Origin of the sequence: Microbulbifer donghaiensis, from assembly GCF_900129095.1 — a bacterium.
GTDB lineage: Bacteria > Pseudomonadota > Gammaproteobacteria > Pseudomonadales > Cellvibrionaceae > Microbulbifer > Microbulbifer donghaiensis.
Genome location: NZ_FQVA01000001.1, coordinates 404,836 through 420,781 on the forward strand (window position 1 = coordinate 404,836; position 15,946 = coordinate 420,781).

At 58.3% G+C, this 15,946-nt stretch carries 19 protein-coding genes; all 19 read right to left on the reverse strand.

Features of this window, described 5'->3' with window-relative positions; translation table 11 throughout:
• Positions 1–98: 98 nt before the first annotated feature.
• A complete protein-coding gene (locus tag BUC36_RS01705) occupies positions 99–1,121 on the reverse strand; it encodes a D-cysteine desulfhydrase family protein (protein WP_073270823.1) in 1,023 nt (340 codons plus the stop codon).
• Positions 1,122–1,249: 128 nt separating this feature from the next.
• Positions 1,250–1,582: a preprotein translocase subunit YajC gene (gene yajC / locus BUC36_RS01710; RefSeq protein ID WP_073270825.1), complete on the reverse strand. Its 333-nt coding sequence runs from the start codon at positions 1,580–1,582 to the stop codon at positions 1,250–1,252.
• Positions 1,583–1,694: 112 nt separating this feature from the next.
• A complete protein-coding gene (locus BUC36_RS01715; protein ID WP_073270827.1) occupies positions 1,695–2,141 on the reverse strand; it encodes a helix-turn-helix domain-containing protein in 447 nt (148 codons plus the stop codon).
• Between the two features lie 439 nt (positions 2,142–2,580).
• Positions 2,581–3,057 carry a thioredoxin-dependent thiol peroxidase gene (gene bcp, locus BUC36_RS01720; RefSeq protein WP_073270829.1) on the reverse strand — a complete coding sequence of 159 codons (477 nt, stop codon included), beginning with the start codon at positions 3,055–3,057 and terminating at the stop codon, positions 2,581–2,583.
• A gap of 81 nt (positions 3,058–3,138) precedes the next feature.
• A complete protein-coding gene (locus BUC36_RS01725; protein WP_073270831.1) occupies positions 3,139–3,660 on the reverse strand; it encodes a DUF2244 domain-containing protein in 522 nt (173 codons plus the stop codon).
• Between the two features lie 248 nt (positions 3,661–3,908).
• Positions 3,909–4,889 (reverse strand): malate dehydrogenase, encoded by a 981-nt coding sequence (locus BUC36_RS01730; protein ID WP_073270833.1) that lies wholly within the window; start codon positions 4,887–4,889, stop codon positions 3,909–3,911.
• Between the two features lie 133 nt (positions 4,890–5,022).
• Positions 5,023–5,646, reverse strand: coding sequence for a dUTP diphosphatase (locus tag BUC36_RS01735; protein WP_073274421.1), 624 nt, complete (start codon positions 5,644–5,646; stop codon positions 5,023–5,025).
• A 47-nt stretch (positions 5,647–5,693) separates the two neighbouring features.
• Entirely contained in the window at positions 5,694–6,470 is a 777-nt protein-coding gene (locus BUC36_RS01740) for a TatD family hydrolase (RefSeq protein WP_073270835.1), read from the reverse strand.
• Positions 6,471–6,477: 7 nt separating this feature from the next.
• Positions 6,478–6,831 (reverse strand): PilZ domain-containing protein, encoded by a 354-nt coding sequence (locus tag BUC36_RS01745; protein WP_073270837.1) that lies wholly within the window; start codon positions 6,829–6,831, stop codon positions 6,478–6,480.
• 563 nt (positions 6,832–7,394) lie between these two features.
• Positions 7,395–8,414, reverse strand: coding sequence for a DNA polymerase III subunit delta' (locus BUC36_RS01750; protein WP_073270839.1), 1,020 nt, complete (start codon positions 8,412–8,414; stop codon positions 7,395–7,397).
• Between the two features lie 52 nt (positions 8,415–8,466).
• A complete protein-coding gene (gene tmk, locus BUC36_RS01755) occupies positions 8,467–9,087 on the reverse strand; it encodes a dTMP kinase (RefSeq protein ID WP_073274423.1) in 621 nt (206 codons plus the stop codon).
• A gap of 2 nt (positions 9,088–9,089) precedes the next feature.
• On the reverse strand, positions 9,090–10,151 hold the full coding sequence (gene mltG / locus BUC36_RS01760; RefSeq protein WP_073274425.1) for an endolytic transglycosylase MltG: 1,062 nt from the start codon (positions 10,149–10,151) through the stop codon (positions 9,090–9,092).
• A complete protein-coding gene (locus BUC36_RS01765) occupies positions 10,148–10,918 on the reverse strand; it encodes an aminotransferase class IV (RefSeq protein WP_073270841.1) in 771 nt (256 codons plus the stop codon). The genes mltG and BUC36_RS01765 overlap by 4 nt, the downstream gene beginning before the upstream one ends.
• Before the next feature lie 48 nt (positions 10,919–10,966).
• Complete coding sequence (gene fabF, locus BUC36_RS01770) at positions 10,967–12,208, reverse strand: beta-ketoacyl-ACP synthase II (RefSeq protein WP_073270844.1); 1,242 nt, start codon at positions 12,206–12,208, stop codon at positions 10,967–10,969.
• 194 nt (positions 12,209–12,402) lie between these two features.
• Positions 12,403–12,639, reverse strand: a complete 237-nt coding sequence (gene acpP / locus BUC36_RS01775) for an acyl carrier protein (protein WP_067080870.1) — start codon at positions 12,637–12,639, stop codon at positions 12,403–12,405.
• Positions 12,640–12,877: 238 nt separating this feature from the next.
• Positions 12,878–13,633: a 3-oxoacyl-ACP reductase FabG gene (fabG, locus tag BUC36_RS01780; RefSeq protein ID WP_234994862.1), complete on the reverse strand. Its 756-nt coding sequence runs from the start codon at positions 13,631–13,633 to the stop codon at positions 12,878–12,880.
• 48 nt (positions 13,634–13,681) lie between these two features.
• Positions 13,682–14,626, reverse strand: a complete 945-nt coding sequence (gene fabD, locus BUC36_RS01785; RefSeq protein WP_073270846.1) for an ACP S-malonyltransferase — start codon at positions 14,624–14,626, stop codon at positions 13,682–13,684.
• Positions 14,627–14,671: 45 nt separating this feature from the next.
• Complete coding sequence (plsX, locus tag BUC36_RS01790) at positions 14,672–15,661, reverse strand: phosphate acyltransferase PlsX (RefSeq protein ID WP_268778188.1); 990 nt, start codon at positions 15,659–15,661, stop codon at positions 14,672–14,674.
• A gap of 27 nt (positions 15,662–15,688) precedes the next feature.
• Positions 15,689–15,880, reverse strand: a complete 192-nt coding sequence (rpmF, locus tag BUC36_RS01795) for a 50S ribosomal protein L32 (RefSeq protein ID WP_069947959.1) — start codon at positions 15,878–15,880, stop codon at positions 15,689–15,691.
• Positions 15,881–15,946: the final 66 nt, after the last annotated feature.

A 15,946-nucleotide genomic window follows, 5' to 3' on the forward strand; every position in this document is an offset into this window, starting at 1 on the left:
TACTCTGACTTAATTCTGATTGTTTTGTGTACAGTTTCAACTGTGATTTGCTGCGCAGGTTAGCAGCTTCCGCAACAGTAGAACAGTAACAGGACTTTTTACAGCAGGAACGGAAAGTTTTCCCGGTGAGGAAACAGGCCGAATTGCCCACCGGTATGTACAAACACCAGGTTTTGGCAGTCCCGATAAGTGCCTTTGTGCAGTTCCTGCAACAAACCGTAAAAGGCCTTGCCGGTATAGACAGGGTCCAACAGTAACCCTTCCAGGCTGGCCGCCTCGGCAATCGCACGGTACACCGGTTCTTCGGCAATCGCGTAGCCCGGCCCGATATAGTCTGCGTTAACATTTATAGATAAAGCGGATTCATCCACGGCGTTGCCACTTAAGCTGCTCCAGTGGCGAATATCTTCGCGAACTTTCTGCTGGAAGTACTCCGCATTGTCACAAACAGCATAGCCTGTCACACGGGCCGTCGAACCGAGCAGCTGGCAACCCAGCGTCAGGCCGGCCTGGGTGCCGCCGCTACCCGTCGCACAAACGATATGTTCGGGCACAAAACCGCGATCTCGGCAATTTGCCAGCAATTCCTCAGAGCCAGCGATATAGCCCCAGATGCCGAGCCCGTCACTGGCTCCGGTGGGAATACAAAATGCCTTGTGGCCCCGCTCGGCATAGAAATCTCGCCAGTGCTCGAAAAGTTTTTCGAGATCTGAGAAATACTCCCGCGGTGGATAGAAGGCGGTCGCCGCTCCGGCCAGCTGATCGACCAGGAGATTGCCATCGGGAATGCCTTCAAATTCACCGCGCAAAATCAGCTGTACCCGCATCCCCAGGCGCGCGCCGACCAGGGCCGTTGTGCGGCAGTGATTGGACTGCACGCCGCCGCAGGTAATCAAGGTGTCACAGCCCTGCGCACGCGCTTCACCAGCAACAAATTCCAGTTTGCGCAGTTTATTGCCGGACATGGCCGTTTCCGTCAGGTCATCTCGCTTGACCCAGATGCGGGGCCCGCCATGGGGGGTGGAGAATTTCTCTGTTATGCGATCCAGTGGCTGCAACGGAGTGGGCAAATGGGCCAGATTCACGCGCGGGGGATAGGAGAGTGGCTTTTGGGTGACCAAGTGTGGTGCCTCCTGGCTTGAAGTCCTTATTTTTCCGGCGCAAAGTCACGAAAGGATAAAACCGCCTCACTCGACACAAAAAACCCGGCAACAGCCGGGTTTTTATAATCGAGGCGACAGCAGACGCCTTAGATCTTCTTGATGGTACCTTTCGGCAGAATTGCGTGAACGGCTACCTTCTGGAACTTGAGTGACATATTGTCGGCAACCTCAAGAACGATGTAGTCGTCATCGACTTTGTCGACACGCCCCAACATACCGCTGGTCATTACCACTTCGTCGCCCTTTTTCAGCGCGCCCACGAGCTCCTGGTGCTCCTTCTGGCGCTTGCGTTGCGGGCGAATAATAAAAAACCACATAAATGCAAACAGGCCCGCGAACATCAACAGGGTTATCATCGGATTACCCTGCGGCGCCGGAGCGGTCTGTTGTGCCACAGCAGCGGGAATAAAAAAGCTCATGCAGAACCTCAAAGAGTCAGCCTATAAATTTGTCGCCAACTCTAACGGGTTTACCCTGCCGAGGCAATGGATCGGGCCGGTTCCGGGAGGTTCCGGCCGTCTATCCGCCCGGTCAGAAACGTTGACGCACCTGGCGGCGGTAGCCAGTTGGTGACATGCCGGTCCAGCGCTTGAAGGCACTGGTAAAACTGGTCCGGTCTGAGAAGTCCAGGATACGCGAAATGCCGTCCACACTGAGCGCGGTATCTTTCAGGAAATGCACCGCGTGGCGGAAACGCACATGATCGCGCAATGAGGCGAAACTCAGATTGTGCTCCTGCAGCCGACGCTGCAGCGTGCGAGTTGACATACTGAGGTCTGAGGCCACCGGACGGATGGCCAGAGAAGCCTTACCGATACGTTGCTCCAGTACGTCGATTACCCGCGCCGCAATACCGAAGCTGGTCGCTTCCGGCGGTGCCAACAGCTGGTCGAGAATATTCGGGTCACCGGATATCCTGGCCTGCTGAAGTGGTTTGTCTTCTGAGAGCGAAGTCTGGTCGGGCTGAATGTGATTCATCGAGCTGCTCCTTTTAAGTTCCGTGAGCCGCAGTTATTTTTCTATGTCCGCTTCCTGCGAACCCCTTATTCCTCAACCTGCCCTTGTTACTGTTTACCAGAGCGGGCTACTACCCGGGTGCGGGGAGGCACCTGAAACTGACATGGAATCCTTCACAGAGCTGTACATTTTTTAAACTTTTGCCCCGGCAATATCCCGTCGGGATACAACTCTCCACCGGCGCACCTTTCCTTCACATCAGGCAGTATAGACCAAGAATTCAAAATGCAAGGAACGTCAACAAATTTTTTTTGCCCGCTGTCACATAAGGCATAACGCGCCATATGTGCACAAATGTACCTGTTGTCACATGGTAATGGTGAAGTAAGCGCAAATAGGAGGGAGATCGATGCCAGGGACGAAAATTGAGTCATCCCCGGCGAGGAACGAAAGTACCAGATTAGTCGAGATTGTCGCCAATCCAACCGAGTACATCGTCGTGGTGTGTTTTCGTTTTTACCTTGTCGATGATATGGCACAAGCGCCCTGCTTTATCGATGATAAATGTGGTCCTCAGCAACCCCATATATTCCTTACCCATAAACTTCTTCAGTCCCCAACAGCCATACTTGTCGGCGACCTTGTGGTCTTCATCGGAGAGCAGATCAAAGTTCAGTTCGTGTTTCTCGATAAACTTCTGCAACTTCGCCTCAGGGTCCGGGCTGACACCCAGTACCACTGTATCGACGGAGTCGAAGCCCGCAGCGCTGTCGCGAATACCGCAGGCCTGGGTGGTACAGCCCGGTGTTAACGCCTTGGGATAGAAATAGAGCACCACGTTACTCGTGCCGCGAAAGTCCTTTAGCGACACTTTCTCGCCATTCTGGTTTGTAAGAGTAAAAGCCGGCGCAAGGTTGCCGATCTTGGGAAATGCCATACTAACCCCCGTCAATGCTGCAGATATGAGGGCGCGATTATAGCGAAAATTACGGGTGGTAAGCGCTGTTGATAGTTGCAGTCAAAACTCCTGCAGCCGATATTCCCTTTCGCGCCGTGCGCAGATGCCGCACTGATTGAGCTTTTGTATCAGCTCTGCGCGCTCTGCATCGGTGAGGAAGTCACCCACTTCCAGACAGCCCTCAGGTCCACTGAAACAAACTGAGGCCGGTTCGGTGGCACTGCCCCCCATTCTCACCAGAATCGCCAGACTCTCGCGGGAAAACTCCTGGTGATAGACACTCTGCTGTCGGTGCCCTTTGCAGCAATCGAGTATCACACGCTCGTTGCTGATGCGAATCACTTCCCGTCGTGTCCCCTCCAAATAGACGTAGCCGAACAAGACGGCGAGCAATGCCAGTTCGAGACCGGCAAACGGCAGTATCATCCAGGCCCCGGCCAGGGCAAACGCGAGACTGATACCCAGGGATACCGCAACCAGAGAGACGAATACCCACAGGTTGCCAGAGAGGGAGAGGGACTGATTTGGCTGCAGCAGTATGCAGGCACAGCGCGATGAATTGCGGCCGACTTCAGTAACCATAGCGCGCAGCTCCGGAAAGCACTTGAATTCAGTGTAGTGCGGTTCCCCAGCCTGAACACATTGCACCGCTCGTGCCACTGTCCTCGCGGGGGCCAATAGCGGCGACGTCATCGGGGTATCTTCGATTTTTTCGGTTCTTCTCCCGTGAATTGCCCGAGATAAGAGTGATTAGATCGAACATATTCCCATAAAAAAACCCGCACCTGAGTGCGGGTTTTCCGTCTGCCGGAGCTGAGCGACTGCGGCTGTTACGGCAGCAGGTGTGCTACGGCATCACGCTCTTCCGCCAGCTCCTGCTCAGTGGCCGCCATCTTCTCGCGAGAGAACTCATTGATGTCGACACCCTGAACAATTTCCCAGTCACCGTTTTTACAGGTGCACGGGAAAGAGTAGATCAGGCCTTCCTGGATACCATAGGAGCCATCGCTGTACACGCCCATGCTGGTCCAGTCACCTTCGTTGGTGCCCAGTGCCCAGTCGCGCATATGGTCGATCGCCGCGTTGGCTGCAGATGCCGCGGAAGAGGCGCCGCGGGCTTTGATGATTGCCGCACCCCGTTGCTGGACGGTCGGAATGAAATCATTCTCGTACCACTCCTGGTCCACCTTATCCATCGCGGCCGCACCGGCCACTTTGGCCTGGTACAGATCCGGATACTGAGTGGATGAGTGGTTGCCCCAGATGGTCATGTGGGTGATGTCGTTGACGCTTGAACCGGTCTTGCCCGCCAGCTGCGACAGTGCGCGGTTGTGGTCCAGGCGGGTCATGGCGGTAAAGTTGCGCGGATCCAGGTCCGGCGCATTGCGCTGAGCGATCAGTGCATTGGTATTCGCCGGGTTGCCGACTACCAACACTTTCACATTGCGCGAGGCAACGTCATTCAGCGCCTTGCCCTGAGCAGAGAAGATCGCGGCGTTGGCTTCCAGCAGATCTTTACGCTCCATGCCCGGACCGCGCGGACGCGCACCAACCAGCAGCGCATAGTCGGCGTCTTTGAAGGCCACGGTGGCGTCATCAGATTGCACAATACCGGCCAGCAGCGGGAAGGCACAATCATCCAGCTCCATGGCCACGCCTTTCAGCGCTTCCAGGGCGGGGGTGATTTCCAGCAGCTGCAGGATAACCGGTTGATCTTTACCCAGCATTTCGCCGGAGGCGATGCGGAACAGCAGAGAATAGCTGATCTGGCCGGCGGCGCCGGTCACAGCAACACGAACAGGTGCTTTCACGATTCTTCTCCCTCGTTTGTAAGCGGCCCGCATTATAGAGACTTGCGAGCAAATTTCATCTCGCGCGGCGAGATTCTAGACCTAAGTATTAGGATGAATTGAATAACGATTGATCAATTAGCGAAACTTGAGCCTATGCCGGCGCGGTTTCGCTGTAGCGCGCCTGCAGCGCTCGGTAGATCTGTGCGCTGTAGTCAGACGCGGTGGTGTCCAGTTGAGTGGCTATCTCGGCGAGGTGCTCGTTGTCCTCCCGACCGGCCCAGTTCTTTACGTAACTCCCGTCCTTGTAGCCGTTGTCCTGACGGAAGCGATTGAGCACATTCTTGCCCACATAGCGCTGGTAAAGCTCGTCAAAAGTCAGCTCTGCGTCGGCCAACAGCTGCGCGAAACCGACCAGGTCGAACTGCTTGCTGGCCAGAGTATTCAATGTGAAGGCTTCCAGGTTACTGCGGAAGTCACCGGCTTTGCGCTGCCCTGCCCCCAACTCTGCGAGCATGTCGGCCGCTACCTGTTGAGGACTGCCCTGCTGCAGCTCCAGGCTGAGGCCAAAATGCCAGATGTCGACCAGTTCGAGCTTGACCTGGTCCATATCAGGCTCCTGCTTTTTCCACCACTTCCAGCCGTAGTGATCCAGCAGCTCGGCGCTTTCCACCCAGATCGCGCGATACCAGGCAAAATTCTGTGCGCGCCAGTTGTCGTTAACCAGCGTATTGATCTCATCTTGCAGCGCCAGCATGGTCTGCAACTGTTGTTTCATCATTGGGGAGGGATTCCTGTACTGAAATGGGTACCCTGTAGCCGGGCTCAGGCTGCCCGGGGGAAGAGTCGATAAAAGTTTTCCGTGGTGATCTCTGCCAGCTGCTCAAACGGCATGCCGCGGAGTTCGGCGATGAATTCCGCAACTTCGCGCACGTAGGCCGGAATGTTGGGCTTGCCCCGGTAAGGGGCCGGCGCCAGATAGGGCGAGTCGGTTTCCACCAGCAACCGATCGAGCGGCACACGGCGCGCCACATCGCGCAGCTCTTCGGCATTCTTGAAGGTGACAATACCGGACAGGGAAATATAGTAATTCAGATCCAGTGCGGCCCTGGCCATTTCCCAGCTTTCGGTGAAGCAGTGCAGTACACCCGCATGCTCGCTGTCACCGTGCTCGCGAATCAGGTCGATCGTATCCTCGCGGGCGTCGCGGGTGTGAACGATCACCGGGAGTTGCGCGCGGCCCGCCGCCTGTAGGTGCGCGATAAAGCTCTGCTGCTGCACCTCTTTGGTGTCCGTGCTGTAGTAATAATCGAGCCCGGTTTCGCCCAGCGCGACAACATTCGGCTTCCGCGCCATTTCGACCAACTCGTCGACACCGGCCAGGCCCGAATCCACATCCAGCGGATGCACGCCGACGGAACAGACTACGTCGTCGTATTGGCCTGCGAGCTCCACTACCCGTTCGACATTCTCAAGACTGATTCCGACACACAGGAACTTGCCGACGCCGCGACTGCGGGCGAGGTCTAGCACCGCATCGAGGTCACCGTCGAATTTGTCGAGTTTGAGCCTGTCGAGGTGACAGTGAGAGTCTACAAGCATGAATCAGTTACAGCGTGTGGGTCGGCCGGCTGGATTCGAGCGATCCCGCCAGATAGGTTTCGATTTTGTTCTGGGCAACATTGTCCTTGTCACTGAACTGCACACCAATACCCGGTGTGCGGTTCCCCTGCGCGCCACTCGGCGTAATCCACACAACCTTGCCGGCAACCGGGACCTTTTCCGGTTCATCCATCAGGCTGAGCAGCAGGAAGACCTCGTCGCCGAGGTTGTACGATTTGTCGGTGCTGATGAACAGGCCACCATTTTTCACAAACGGCATATAGGCCGCATAGAGTACGGACTTATCCTGTATCTTCAGCGAAAGGATGCCGTTGCGGGCACCGCCCCCCATGGCCTTCATAGCCGGACCTCGTTGTTCTTGATTTACGGTAAGGTATCTGAGCACTTCGGTTGTGTCCAGAAATCCGGCCGGCGGACTTGACGCAGCACCCGGCCAGCCGGTCGATCCGAGCTATTCTCAAGCAGCCCTCCCTGGGGCAGAGCCCGGCCCGGCCATCCATGGCCGGTCGCGAAACTGTACAGCGAGCGGTGCCACACAGAGCGTTGTTCTCAAGCAGCCCTCCCTGGAGCAGAGCCCGGCCCGGCCATCCATGGCCGGTCGCAAAGTTGTACAGCGAGCGGTGCCACTCAGGGCGTTATTCTCAAGCAGCCCTCCCTGGGGCAGAGCCCGGCCCGGCCATCCATGGCCGGTCGCAAAGTTGTACAGCGAGCGGTGCCACTCAGGGCGTTATTCTCAAGCAGCCCTCCCTGGGGCCGAGCCCGGCCCGGCCATCCATGGCCGGTCGCAAAGTTGTACAGCGAGCGGTGCCACTCAGGGCGTTATTCTCAAGCAGCCCTCCCTGGGGCCGAGCCCGGCCCGGCCATCCATGGCCGGTCGCGAAACTGTACAGCGAGCAGTGCTCGCTAGACGTACAGTTTCGCCCAGCGAATCATCAGTTCTTCGATCAACAGGCGCTTGTTGGGGTTGGCGCCGCTAATCAACGCCTGCCGCCCCAGCAGGAGTTGCTCGTAGAAGCCAAACAGCGGGCGCAGGCCCTCTTCACCGCTGCCCGGCAAACGCTGCAACAGAACCATCACCTGTTCGTCGGCCGTCAGATCACAACTCCGGGCCCGCAGCATCTGTGCCAGCCACTGCTGCCAAAACTGCAGCAGCTGGCTGAGCTCTACTCCATCTGGAGGACTCTCCCAGCGTCCCGCCAGCGATACGGCGCTCGCGGCACCCTGTGCCAGCGCAGTCAGATCAGCCAGAAACTGCTCGCGGGCCTCCCGCGCTTCCGGTTCTGCCAACTCCAGCGCCAGCAGCGGTGCGCCGCCCGACAGCGCCAGCGCGCGACGCGCAGCCTGGCCGTCCAGCCCGCCCTTCTCCAACCACCGCAGTGCCGACTCCTCGCCCGGTGCCGGAAACCCGATGGATTGGCAGCGGCTGCGTATGGTCGGCAACAGCCCCGATGGTGAGTCGGTGATCAACAGGAAAATGACCGAAGCCGCGGGCTCCTCCAGGTTTTTCAGCAGTGCATTGGCCGCGTTGACGTTCATGGCCTCCGCCGGCGCCAACCAAACCACCCGCGCGCCCCCGCGACCGCTGGTGCGGCCAACGAACGCACCCAGCTGGCGAATCTGCTCCACTTTGAGCGGGCCACCGGGCTTCTCCGGTTCCACCCGCAAAAAATCCGGGTGCGAGCCGGCCTGCCACAAACGGCAGCCGCGGCACCTGCCGCAGGCGAGCCCCTCGCGCGGCTGTTCGCACAGTATCAGCGCGGCAAACGCCTCGGCAAAGCGGCGCTTACCCAGACCCGCCTGCCCACTGATCAACAGTGCGTGAGGACAGCGTCCCGCATGCCACTGTGCGCCGAGCCGCTGCCACTGACTGGCCTGCCAGGGTAGCGGCGATGGGATGGTTGAATGTTCGACGTTTTCAGTCACTTGTTTTCGTCTAGTGGTTGGGTGCGATCACCGCTATGGCCGCACAAATACGCTATACAAGCTGTTCCAGTTCGCGACGCAGCTGTTGCTGTACAAGCTCCAATGACACGCCCGCGTCGATCACCGCATAACCCTCCGGAAAGGCTTCTGCCCGTTCGCAATAGGCGGCGCGTACTCGCTGAAAAAAAGCCAGCTGTTCGCTTTCGAAGCGGTCCGCCGCACCGGTGTTGGCAGCGCGCGACAACCCCACCTCGGGGTCCAGATCCAGGAGCAGGACCTTGTCCGGTCTCAGCTCGCCCTGCACTGTCTGTTCCAGCTGCGCGATCAGCGCCCTGTCGAGGCCCCGGCCTCCCCCCTGGTAGGCGTAGGTCGCATCTGTGAATCGGTCGCAAATCACCCAGTCTCCACGCGCCAGCGCCGGCGCGATCACCTGTGCCAGGTGCTGTGCCCGCGCAGCGAAGACCATTAGCAACTCCGCGGTGGGATCCACGGCTTCCTCGCGCCTGGCGAGCAGCAACTCCCGCAGCTGTTCCGCCAGCGGCGTACCGCCTGGTTCGCGGGTCTGAACAAAGGAGATACCCTGCTCGCGGAGCCAGTCGGTTACAAACTGCAGATTGGTGGACTTGCCCACCCCTTCAACACCTTCCAGGGTGATAAATTTTCCGCGTTGCAAAATCAATTTCCTTTTTCCGGACTGGACCGGTAATCGGCACGCCGCTTCAACTGATACTCTCGCACAGCCCGGTTGTGTTCCGTCAGGGTGGCCGAGAAATGGTGAGAGCCATCCCCCTTGCCGACAAAATAGAGACTGTCCCCCGACTTCGGGTTCAGCGCCGCGCGGATTGAGTCCCGGCCGGGCAGCGCGATCGGTGTCGGTGGCAGACCGCTGATCGTGTAGGTGTTGTACGGCGTTGGCTGGCGCAGGTGCGCGCGGGTCAGGTTGCCATCGAACTCCTCGCCCAGGCCGTAGATAACCGTGGGGTCTGTCTGCAGGCGCATACCTTTGTTGAGCCGACGGACGAAGACCCCGGCGATCTCACTGCGTTCCGACGGCTGACCGGTCTCTTTCTCGATGAGCGACGCCATGATCAGCGCCTCGTAGGGAGATTTGTACGGCAGATCCACGTCGCGCGCGCGCCACTCTTCATCCAGCACCCGCTGCATGCGCGCGTGCGCCTGCCGCAACAGCTCGATATCTGTGGTGCCGGAGCGATAGATATAGGTATCGGGAAAAATCCAACCTTCGGCGCTGTCCTCTTCCACCCCAAGCGCGCCTGTGGCCGTTGCGACGCTGCTACCGGCATCGGACTTGACGATATTGCGGCCGGCGCGCACCTGCTCGAGCGCCTGGCGGAAAGTCCAGCCCTCAACCAGCGTCAGGCGGTAGCGGGTCACATCGCCACTATGCAACCGCGCAACCAGATCCATGGCATTGCTGCCGTAGGGCAACAGATATTCGCCAGCATGAATGCCGGTTTTTTCCTGCCAATAGGCGTAGGCCAGCACCAGGCGTGGCCATTTGATGACGCCCTCATCCGCCAGATTCCGCAGTGCCCGGGACAGATTGCTACCGGAATCGACCTGGAAACGCAGACCATCGTCACCGACGGCGAGGGGCTGCACCAGTGCCGTTCTGGCAACCCAGAGCCCGGCGCCGGCTGCCATAACCAGCAACAGGACAGCGCCGCTGACATAGCGCCAGATGCGCGTGCGGGACTTTGCTTGTTTTTTCTTCACCACAATTCTTCCGCTATCAACTGCTGTAACCGTCGCACTTCGGGGCCCAGAGGCCAGCGACACACGCCGATCAGTTCCGTCACAGGCATCACGCCGCGCACACTATTGCAGAGCGCCACTTCCTCGGCCGCACAGAGGGTGTCGAGATCCATGTCCCTCTCGGCAAGCGCAAAATGACCACCCAGCCAGCTCATCATGACACCCCTGACGCCACATCGGTGCAGATCGGGCGTTATCCACTGGCCATCTCGCCAAGCGAGCAGATTACATCTCAGGCTTTCTATCACCCTGCCCCCACTGTCGCGCAACAACCCGTCGACCGTGACCCCGGCAGGTAACTCGGTACTGGCGCGATTATATCGCGTCCGCTGCAGTGTTTTGCAGCCGGGATTGGCAGTTTCGACAATTTCGAGCCGCGTTTGACACGGGAAAAGACGAATCCCCTGCTCCAGCTCTGGTGTCGCCTCCAGTGGCAACAGGCTCAGATCCCATTGCTGCCGGCCTTCGACAAGCCCGCAGCGCAAGCGCAGCTTGGCGGACTCCAGCGGGCACTCCGCAGCGATCTCCGCGATCACCGAACCCATGTCGGCCAATTGCTGTGCGGTTACCCTCCCGCTGCGCAACAGGCGCTGGCGGTGGAGCGGCCACAACGGCACGGAACCATGCTGGCAGCGCATAGTCTCCAGCAGCCCATTTGAATAGTCGTCGTCCGACGGCAGTGTGGGAGCGGCCGTGCCGCACAGAAAGAATTGCGGGAGCTTAGACATGCTTCCCTCGGAAAGAGCTGCGCCCGCCAAATCGGCGGGCGCAGTAGATCAGACGCGCTTGAAAATCAGCGAACCGTTGGTACCACCGAAGCCAAAGGAGTTGGACAGTACCGCATCAATGCTGGCTTCCTGCGTCTCCATGGGCACCAGATTGATGCCGTTGCAGGCTTCGTCCTGATTCTCCAGATTGATGGTGGGCGGCGCCACCTGATCGCGGAGCGCCAGCACCGAGAAGATGGCCTCAATAGCGCCAGCGGCACCCAGCAGGTGGCCGGTCATGGACTTGGTGGAGCTAACAGCCAGCTTATCTGCAGCGCTGCCGAAAACGGAGTGCACCGCCTTGATTTCCGCCTTGTCGCCCAGCGGCGTGGATGTGCCGTGGGCATTAATGTACTGAATGCCATCCGCCGTCAGGCCGGCATCGTTGAGGGCATTCTGCATGGACAGCGCTGCGCCGGCGCCATCTTCTGGCGGTGACGTCATGTGGAAGGCATCGCCGCTCATGCCGAAGCCGCTCAATTCTGCATAGATCTTGGCACCGCGCGCCTTGGCCCGCTCGTACTCTTCCAGCACCAGCACGCCGGCACCCTCACCGAGGACAAAACCATCGCGGTCCCGATCCCAGGGGCGACTGGCCGCCTGAGGATCATCGTTGCGCGTTGACAGCGCACGGGCGGCACAGAAGCCACCGAGGCCAACGGGCGTGGTTACCATCTCGGCACCGCCGCACACCATGACATCCGCATCACCGTACTGAATACAGCGCATTCCCAGGCCGATCGCATGGGTACCGGTCGTACATGCAGTCGTGGTCGAAAGGTTCGGCCCCTTCAAACCGTATTTGATGGACAGGTTACCGGCGACCATATTGATGATGGCCCCCGGAACAAAGAAGGGGGATACGCGGCGCGGCCCTTTTTCAGCGATCAACATGGCGTTATTTTCAATCGCCTGGATACCGCCCATGCCGGAACCGATACACGCACCAATGCGAGGGGCATCCTGCTCACTCACTTCGATCCCACAATCTTCCATAGCCTGGATGGCTGCCACCAATCCATACTGTAGAAACACGTCCATCTTGCGCGCTTCTTTTTCCGGCATATAGGGCGTTGGGTCGAAGTTTTTCACCGTGGCCGCAAAGCGGGTGGAAAACGCCGAAACATCAAAGGTCTCAATCGGTGCTGCACCACTGGTGCCCGCGAGGACGGCTGACCAGGTCTCGCCCAGGGTATTGCCCAGCGGACTCACCATGCCCATCCCGGTTACGACAACTCTTCTACGCGACACTCGTATTCCCCCGAATTTCACTACTGCCCGCTGACAACACCTCGAAAAGGCCGCCGAACAAAGCCGGCATCAGCGGTCACAAATCCTTAGAGCCAATAAAAGGAGAGCCGCGCTATGCAACATAGAACGGCTCTCACAAATCATTTGGTTGCGGATAGCAAGCGGCTATCCGAACCTAAACTACCCAGCGGGGATTAACCAAGGTTTTCCTTGATGTAATCGATAGCCAGCTGAACAGTAGTAATCTTTTCGGCTTCTTCGTCGGGAATTTCAGTTTCGAATTCCTCTTCCAGAGCCATTACCAACTCAACTGTGTCGAGGGAGTCAGCGCCCAGATCTTCAACAAAAGAGGCTTCAGGCTTAACGTCTTCTTCCTTCACGCCCAGTTGTTCAGCAACGATCTTTTTAACGCGCTCTTCAATGCTGCTCATGATTCAATTTAACTCCTAGTGGATAAAAATCTGTTGTAGTCGTTATTGTTCCCTGATTTTTGGGATTGGACCGCATTGAGTTGCGGAGATAACGACCGGCTCACACAGCTTCTGGTTAATGCGAGGCGGCATTGTACCCCAACTTTTTCGGGATGTAATGCGCAGCCTTTCATTGCCGTAAGCTTGAATATAAAAACCTTTTAAATCAATACGTTACATGGATTTTTGAGAAAAAATCTCACGCCATGTACATGCCACCGTTAACGTGGATAGTCTCTCCGGTCACATAACCGCCAGCATCACTGGCCAAAAATGCAACAACAGAAGCGATTTCTTCGGGCGCCCCGAGGCGGCCCAAAGGGATCTTGCTCATCAGTGATTCACGCTGGGCTTCAGGCAAAACTTTGGTCATATCGGTATCGATAAAGCCGGGAGCCACAGTATTGACCGTAATGCCGCGGGAGCCAACTTCAGCAGCCAGGGAGCGCCCAAAACCAGCCACGCCCGCCTTGGTCGCAGCGTAGTTGCTCTGACCCGCATTGCCCATGCTGCCGACAACGGAACTGATATTGATGATGCGGCCCCAGCGCGCCTTGGTCATGTCCCGCAGACAGGCTTTGGTCACACGATAAACAGCGGACAGGTTGGTATCGATGACCGATTCCCACTCGTCGTCCTTCATGCGCATCAGCAGATTATCTTTGGTGATACCAGCGTTGTTGACGAGGATGGTCGGCGCGCCGAATTCATTCTTGGCTGATTCCAGCAGCTCGGCCAGGCTTTCCGGGCTGGTAACGTCCAGGACCTTGCCGGCACCTGCGATACCCTTTTCCGCAAAGCGCGCGCTGATCTTTTCAGCACCGCCAGCACTGGTTGCAGTACCGATAACTGTGGCACCCAGACCGCCGAGCGTGTCGGCAATGGCGGCACCAATGCCGCGGCTGGCACCGGTTACCAGTGCCACCTTGTCATTCAGGGAAATTGTTAGTGTCATTGTTACTCCACGTAAATTCGGCAAAAGGTAAATTCGCCAGAATCGCGCTTAACCGGCGGCAGCCAGTAAAGCCTCATTCAATTGTGCCGGCGTGTCGATATTGTGGGCACTGAGGCCGCGATCGATTCGTTTCGCCAGGCCAGCCAGCACTTTGCCGGGACCACACTCGACCAGCTGCTCTGTACCCGCTGCAGCCATCGTCTGCACGCAAGCGGTCCAGCGCACCGGGCTGTAAATCTGCTCGATCATCAGCGCCTTAATCGCCGCCGGGTCTGCTTCCGGCTTGGCGTGCACATTGTGAATGACCGGGATTTCAGGGGCGTGAAAAACGGTAGACTCGATCTGCGGAGCCAGCTTTTCCGCCGCCGGGCGCATCAGCTCGGTATGGAAGGGCGCGCTGACCGGCAGCGGCATAGCGCGCTTGGCACCAGCAGCCTTACAGGCCTCGATCGCCCGGTCTACCGCAGCGGCGCTACCGGCAATAACCACCTGGCCCGGAGAGTTGTAGTTGACCGCCGCAGCCACTTCGCCCTGCGCGGCTTCCGCACAGGCGGCTTCCACCGCGGCGTCATCGAGACCGATCACAGCTGCCATCGCGCCCTGCCCGGCCGGTACCGCCTCCTGCATCAGGCGCCCGCGCTCTCGCACCAGTCGCACCGCATCAGTAAAGGCCAGAACCCCGGCACACACCAGAGCGGACCACTCGCCCAGACTATGCCCCGCCATCAGCGCCGGACGGGCACCGCCGTGGGCACACCAGACTCGATAAAGCGCGACACTGGCTGTCAACAGCAGCGGCTGGGTACGCTCGGTCATGTTGATATCGGCCTGTTCGCCCGTCTGGCACAGGTCCCAGAGGTCGTAGCCAAGTACGCTGGACGCCTCGGCAAAAGTCGCGTGGATTTCGGGAAACTCAGCCGCGGCATCCGCCAGCATACCAATCTGCTGGGAACCCTGGCCGGGAAAGACGAATGCGAGCCTTGCATTGGTCATGGCACATCCTTTGAAGCTGGTTTGCAGTATCTGAAAGGGGGAGTCTTAAGACTGCGCCATCGCCTGGCCGACCCTGGCCGCCAGATCGGCTTCGGCGCACTCTTTGGCGGTGATCATTGCCCGGTAAAATGCCTCACTACTGGCACCGCCGTGACTCTTGATCACATTGCCTTTCACCCCTAAAAAGCTGGCGCCATTATAGCGGGCGGGTTCCACCTGTGTACGCCATTTTCGCAACAGCTTTATGGCTAATTGGCCAAAAAATCGCTTGAAATACCCACTTTTCTCGATGGTGAACGCTTTTTGACCCATCAGTCGAATGACGCCTTCAGCGGATTTCATCGCCACATTGCCCATCAGCCCGTCGCAGACTACGACATCCACTACGCCGGTAAAGATATCGTGACCCTCAACGAAGCCAGCGTAGTCGATTTTTGCATCCCACTCTAAGAGTTCGGCCGCACGGCGGATCTCTTCGGTGCCTTTATGTGGCTCAGCGCCGATATTCAGCAACGCCACTTTGAGATCGCGCCTGCCGGTATGCACCCGCTGGGCCTCTATCCCCATGCGCGCAAACTGCAGTAGATCCTCGGCGCTGCAGTCGATATTGGCCCCCAGATCGAGCAGGAAACAGGAGCCCTTCTCCGTGGGAAGGGATTTCCCCAAAGCCGGCTTCCGCACTCCCTCGATATTGCCGAGAATGCTGCGACTCAGAGCCAGCAATGCACCGGTATTACCCGAGGTGACCACTGCCTGGGCTTCACCCCTGGCCAGTGTTTGCAGTGCCAGTGCCATGGAGGATTCGCGCTTGTGGCGCAGGGCATGAAGCGGGTTACAGCTTTGGGTAATGACCTGCTCGCAGTGAGAGATTTCGAGCCGACTGCTCAGTTGAGGCTGGCGCTCCGCATCAATCAGGCTTTGGAGCTGAGGGCTAGGGCCGAATAACTTCAGCTCTGCTTCGGGGAATTTCTTGAGGAATCTGATACAGGCCGGAACGACAGAGCGGGGACCTAAGTCCCCGCCCATCGCATCCACGGCCAATCGCAATTGGCTGGACAAAGTTTACTCTTCTTCAGAGCCGCCGACTTCGATCACTTTGCGACCGCGGTAGAAACCGTCTTTGGTCACGTGGTGACGACGGTGCTTCTCACCGGTAGTCGGGTCAACGGACAGGGTCGCACCGGCGCCCAGGGCGTCGTGAGAGCGACGCATACCGCGACGGGAACGAGTCTTTTTGTTTTGCTGAACAGCCATGGCTTGCTCCTAAAATAAACAAATTACACTGGAACCGGGGCGCCTACCGGCGAGCCCAAACTCATC

What these genes read in the sequence shown, in the direction of transcription:
- yajC (WP_073270825.1), bottom strand. Translation starts at nt 1,582, where the DNA reads ATGAGCTTTTTTATTCCCGCTGCTGTGGCACAACAGACCGCTCCGGCG.
- BUC36_RS01715 (WP_073270827.1), bottom strand. Translation starts at nt 2,141, where the DNA reads ATGAATCACATTCAGCCCGACCAGACTTCGCTCTCAGAAGACAAACCA.
- bcp (WP_073270829.1), bottom strand. Translation starts at nt 3,057, where the DNA reads ATGGCATTTCCCAAGATCGGCAACCTTGCGCCGGCTTTTACTCTTACA.
- BUC36_RS01725 (WP_073270831.1), bottom strand. Translation starts at nt 3,660, where the DNA reads ATGGTTACTGAAGTCGGCCGCAATTCATCGCGCTGTGCCTGCATACTG.
- BUC36_RS01735 (WP_073274421.1), bottom strand. Translation starts at nt 5,646, where the DNA reads ATGAAACAACAGTTGCAGACCATGCTGGCGCTGCAAGATGAGATCAAT.
- BUC36_RS01740 (WP_073270835.1), bottom strand. Translation starts at nt 6,470, where the DNA reads ATGCTTGTAGACTCTCACTGTCACCTCGACAGGCTCAAACTCGACAAA.
- BUC36_RS01745 (WP_073270837.1), bottom strand. Translation starts at nt 6,831, where the DNA reads ATGAAGGCCATGGGGGGCGGTGCCCGCAACGGCATCCTTTCGCTGAAG.
- BUC36_RS01765 (WP_073270841.1), bottom strand. Translation starts at nt 10,918, where the DNA reads ATGTCTAAGCTCCCGCAATTCTTTCTGTGCGGCACGGCCGCTCCCACA.
- acpP (WP_067080870.1), bottom strand. Translation starts at nt 12,639, where the DNA reads ATGAGCAGCATTGAAGAGCGCGTTAAAAAGATCGTTGCTGAACAACTG.
- fabG (WP_234994862.1), bottom strand. Translation starts at nt 13,633, where the DNA reads ATGACACTAACAATTTCCCTGAATGACAAGGTGGCACTGGTAACCGGT.
- fabD (WP_073270846.1), bottom strand. Translation starts at nt 14,626, where the DNA reads ATGACCAATGCAAGGCTCGCATTCGTCTTTCCCGGCCAGGGTTCCCAG.
- rpmF (WP_069947959.1), bottom strand. Translation starts at nt 15,880, where the DNA reads ATGGCTGTTCAGCAAAACAAAAAGACTCGTTCCCGTCGCGGTATGCGT.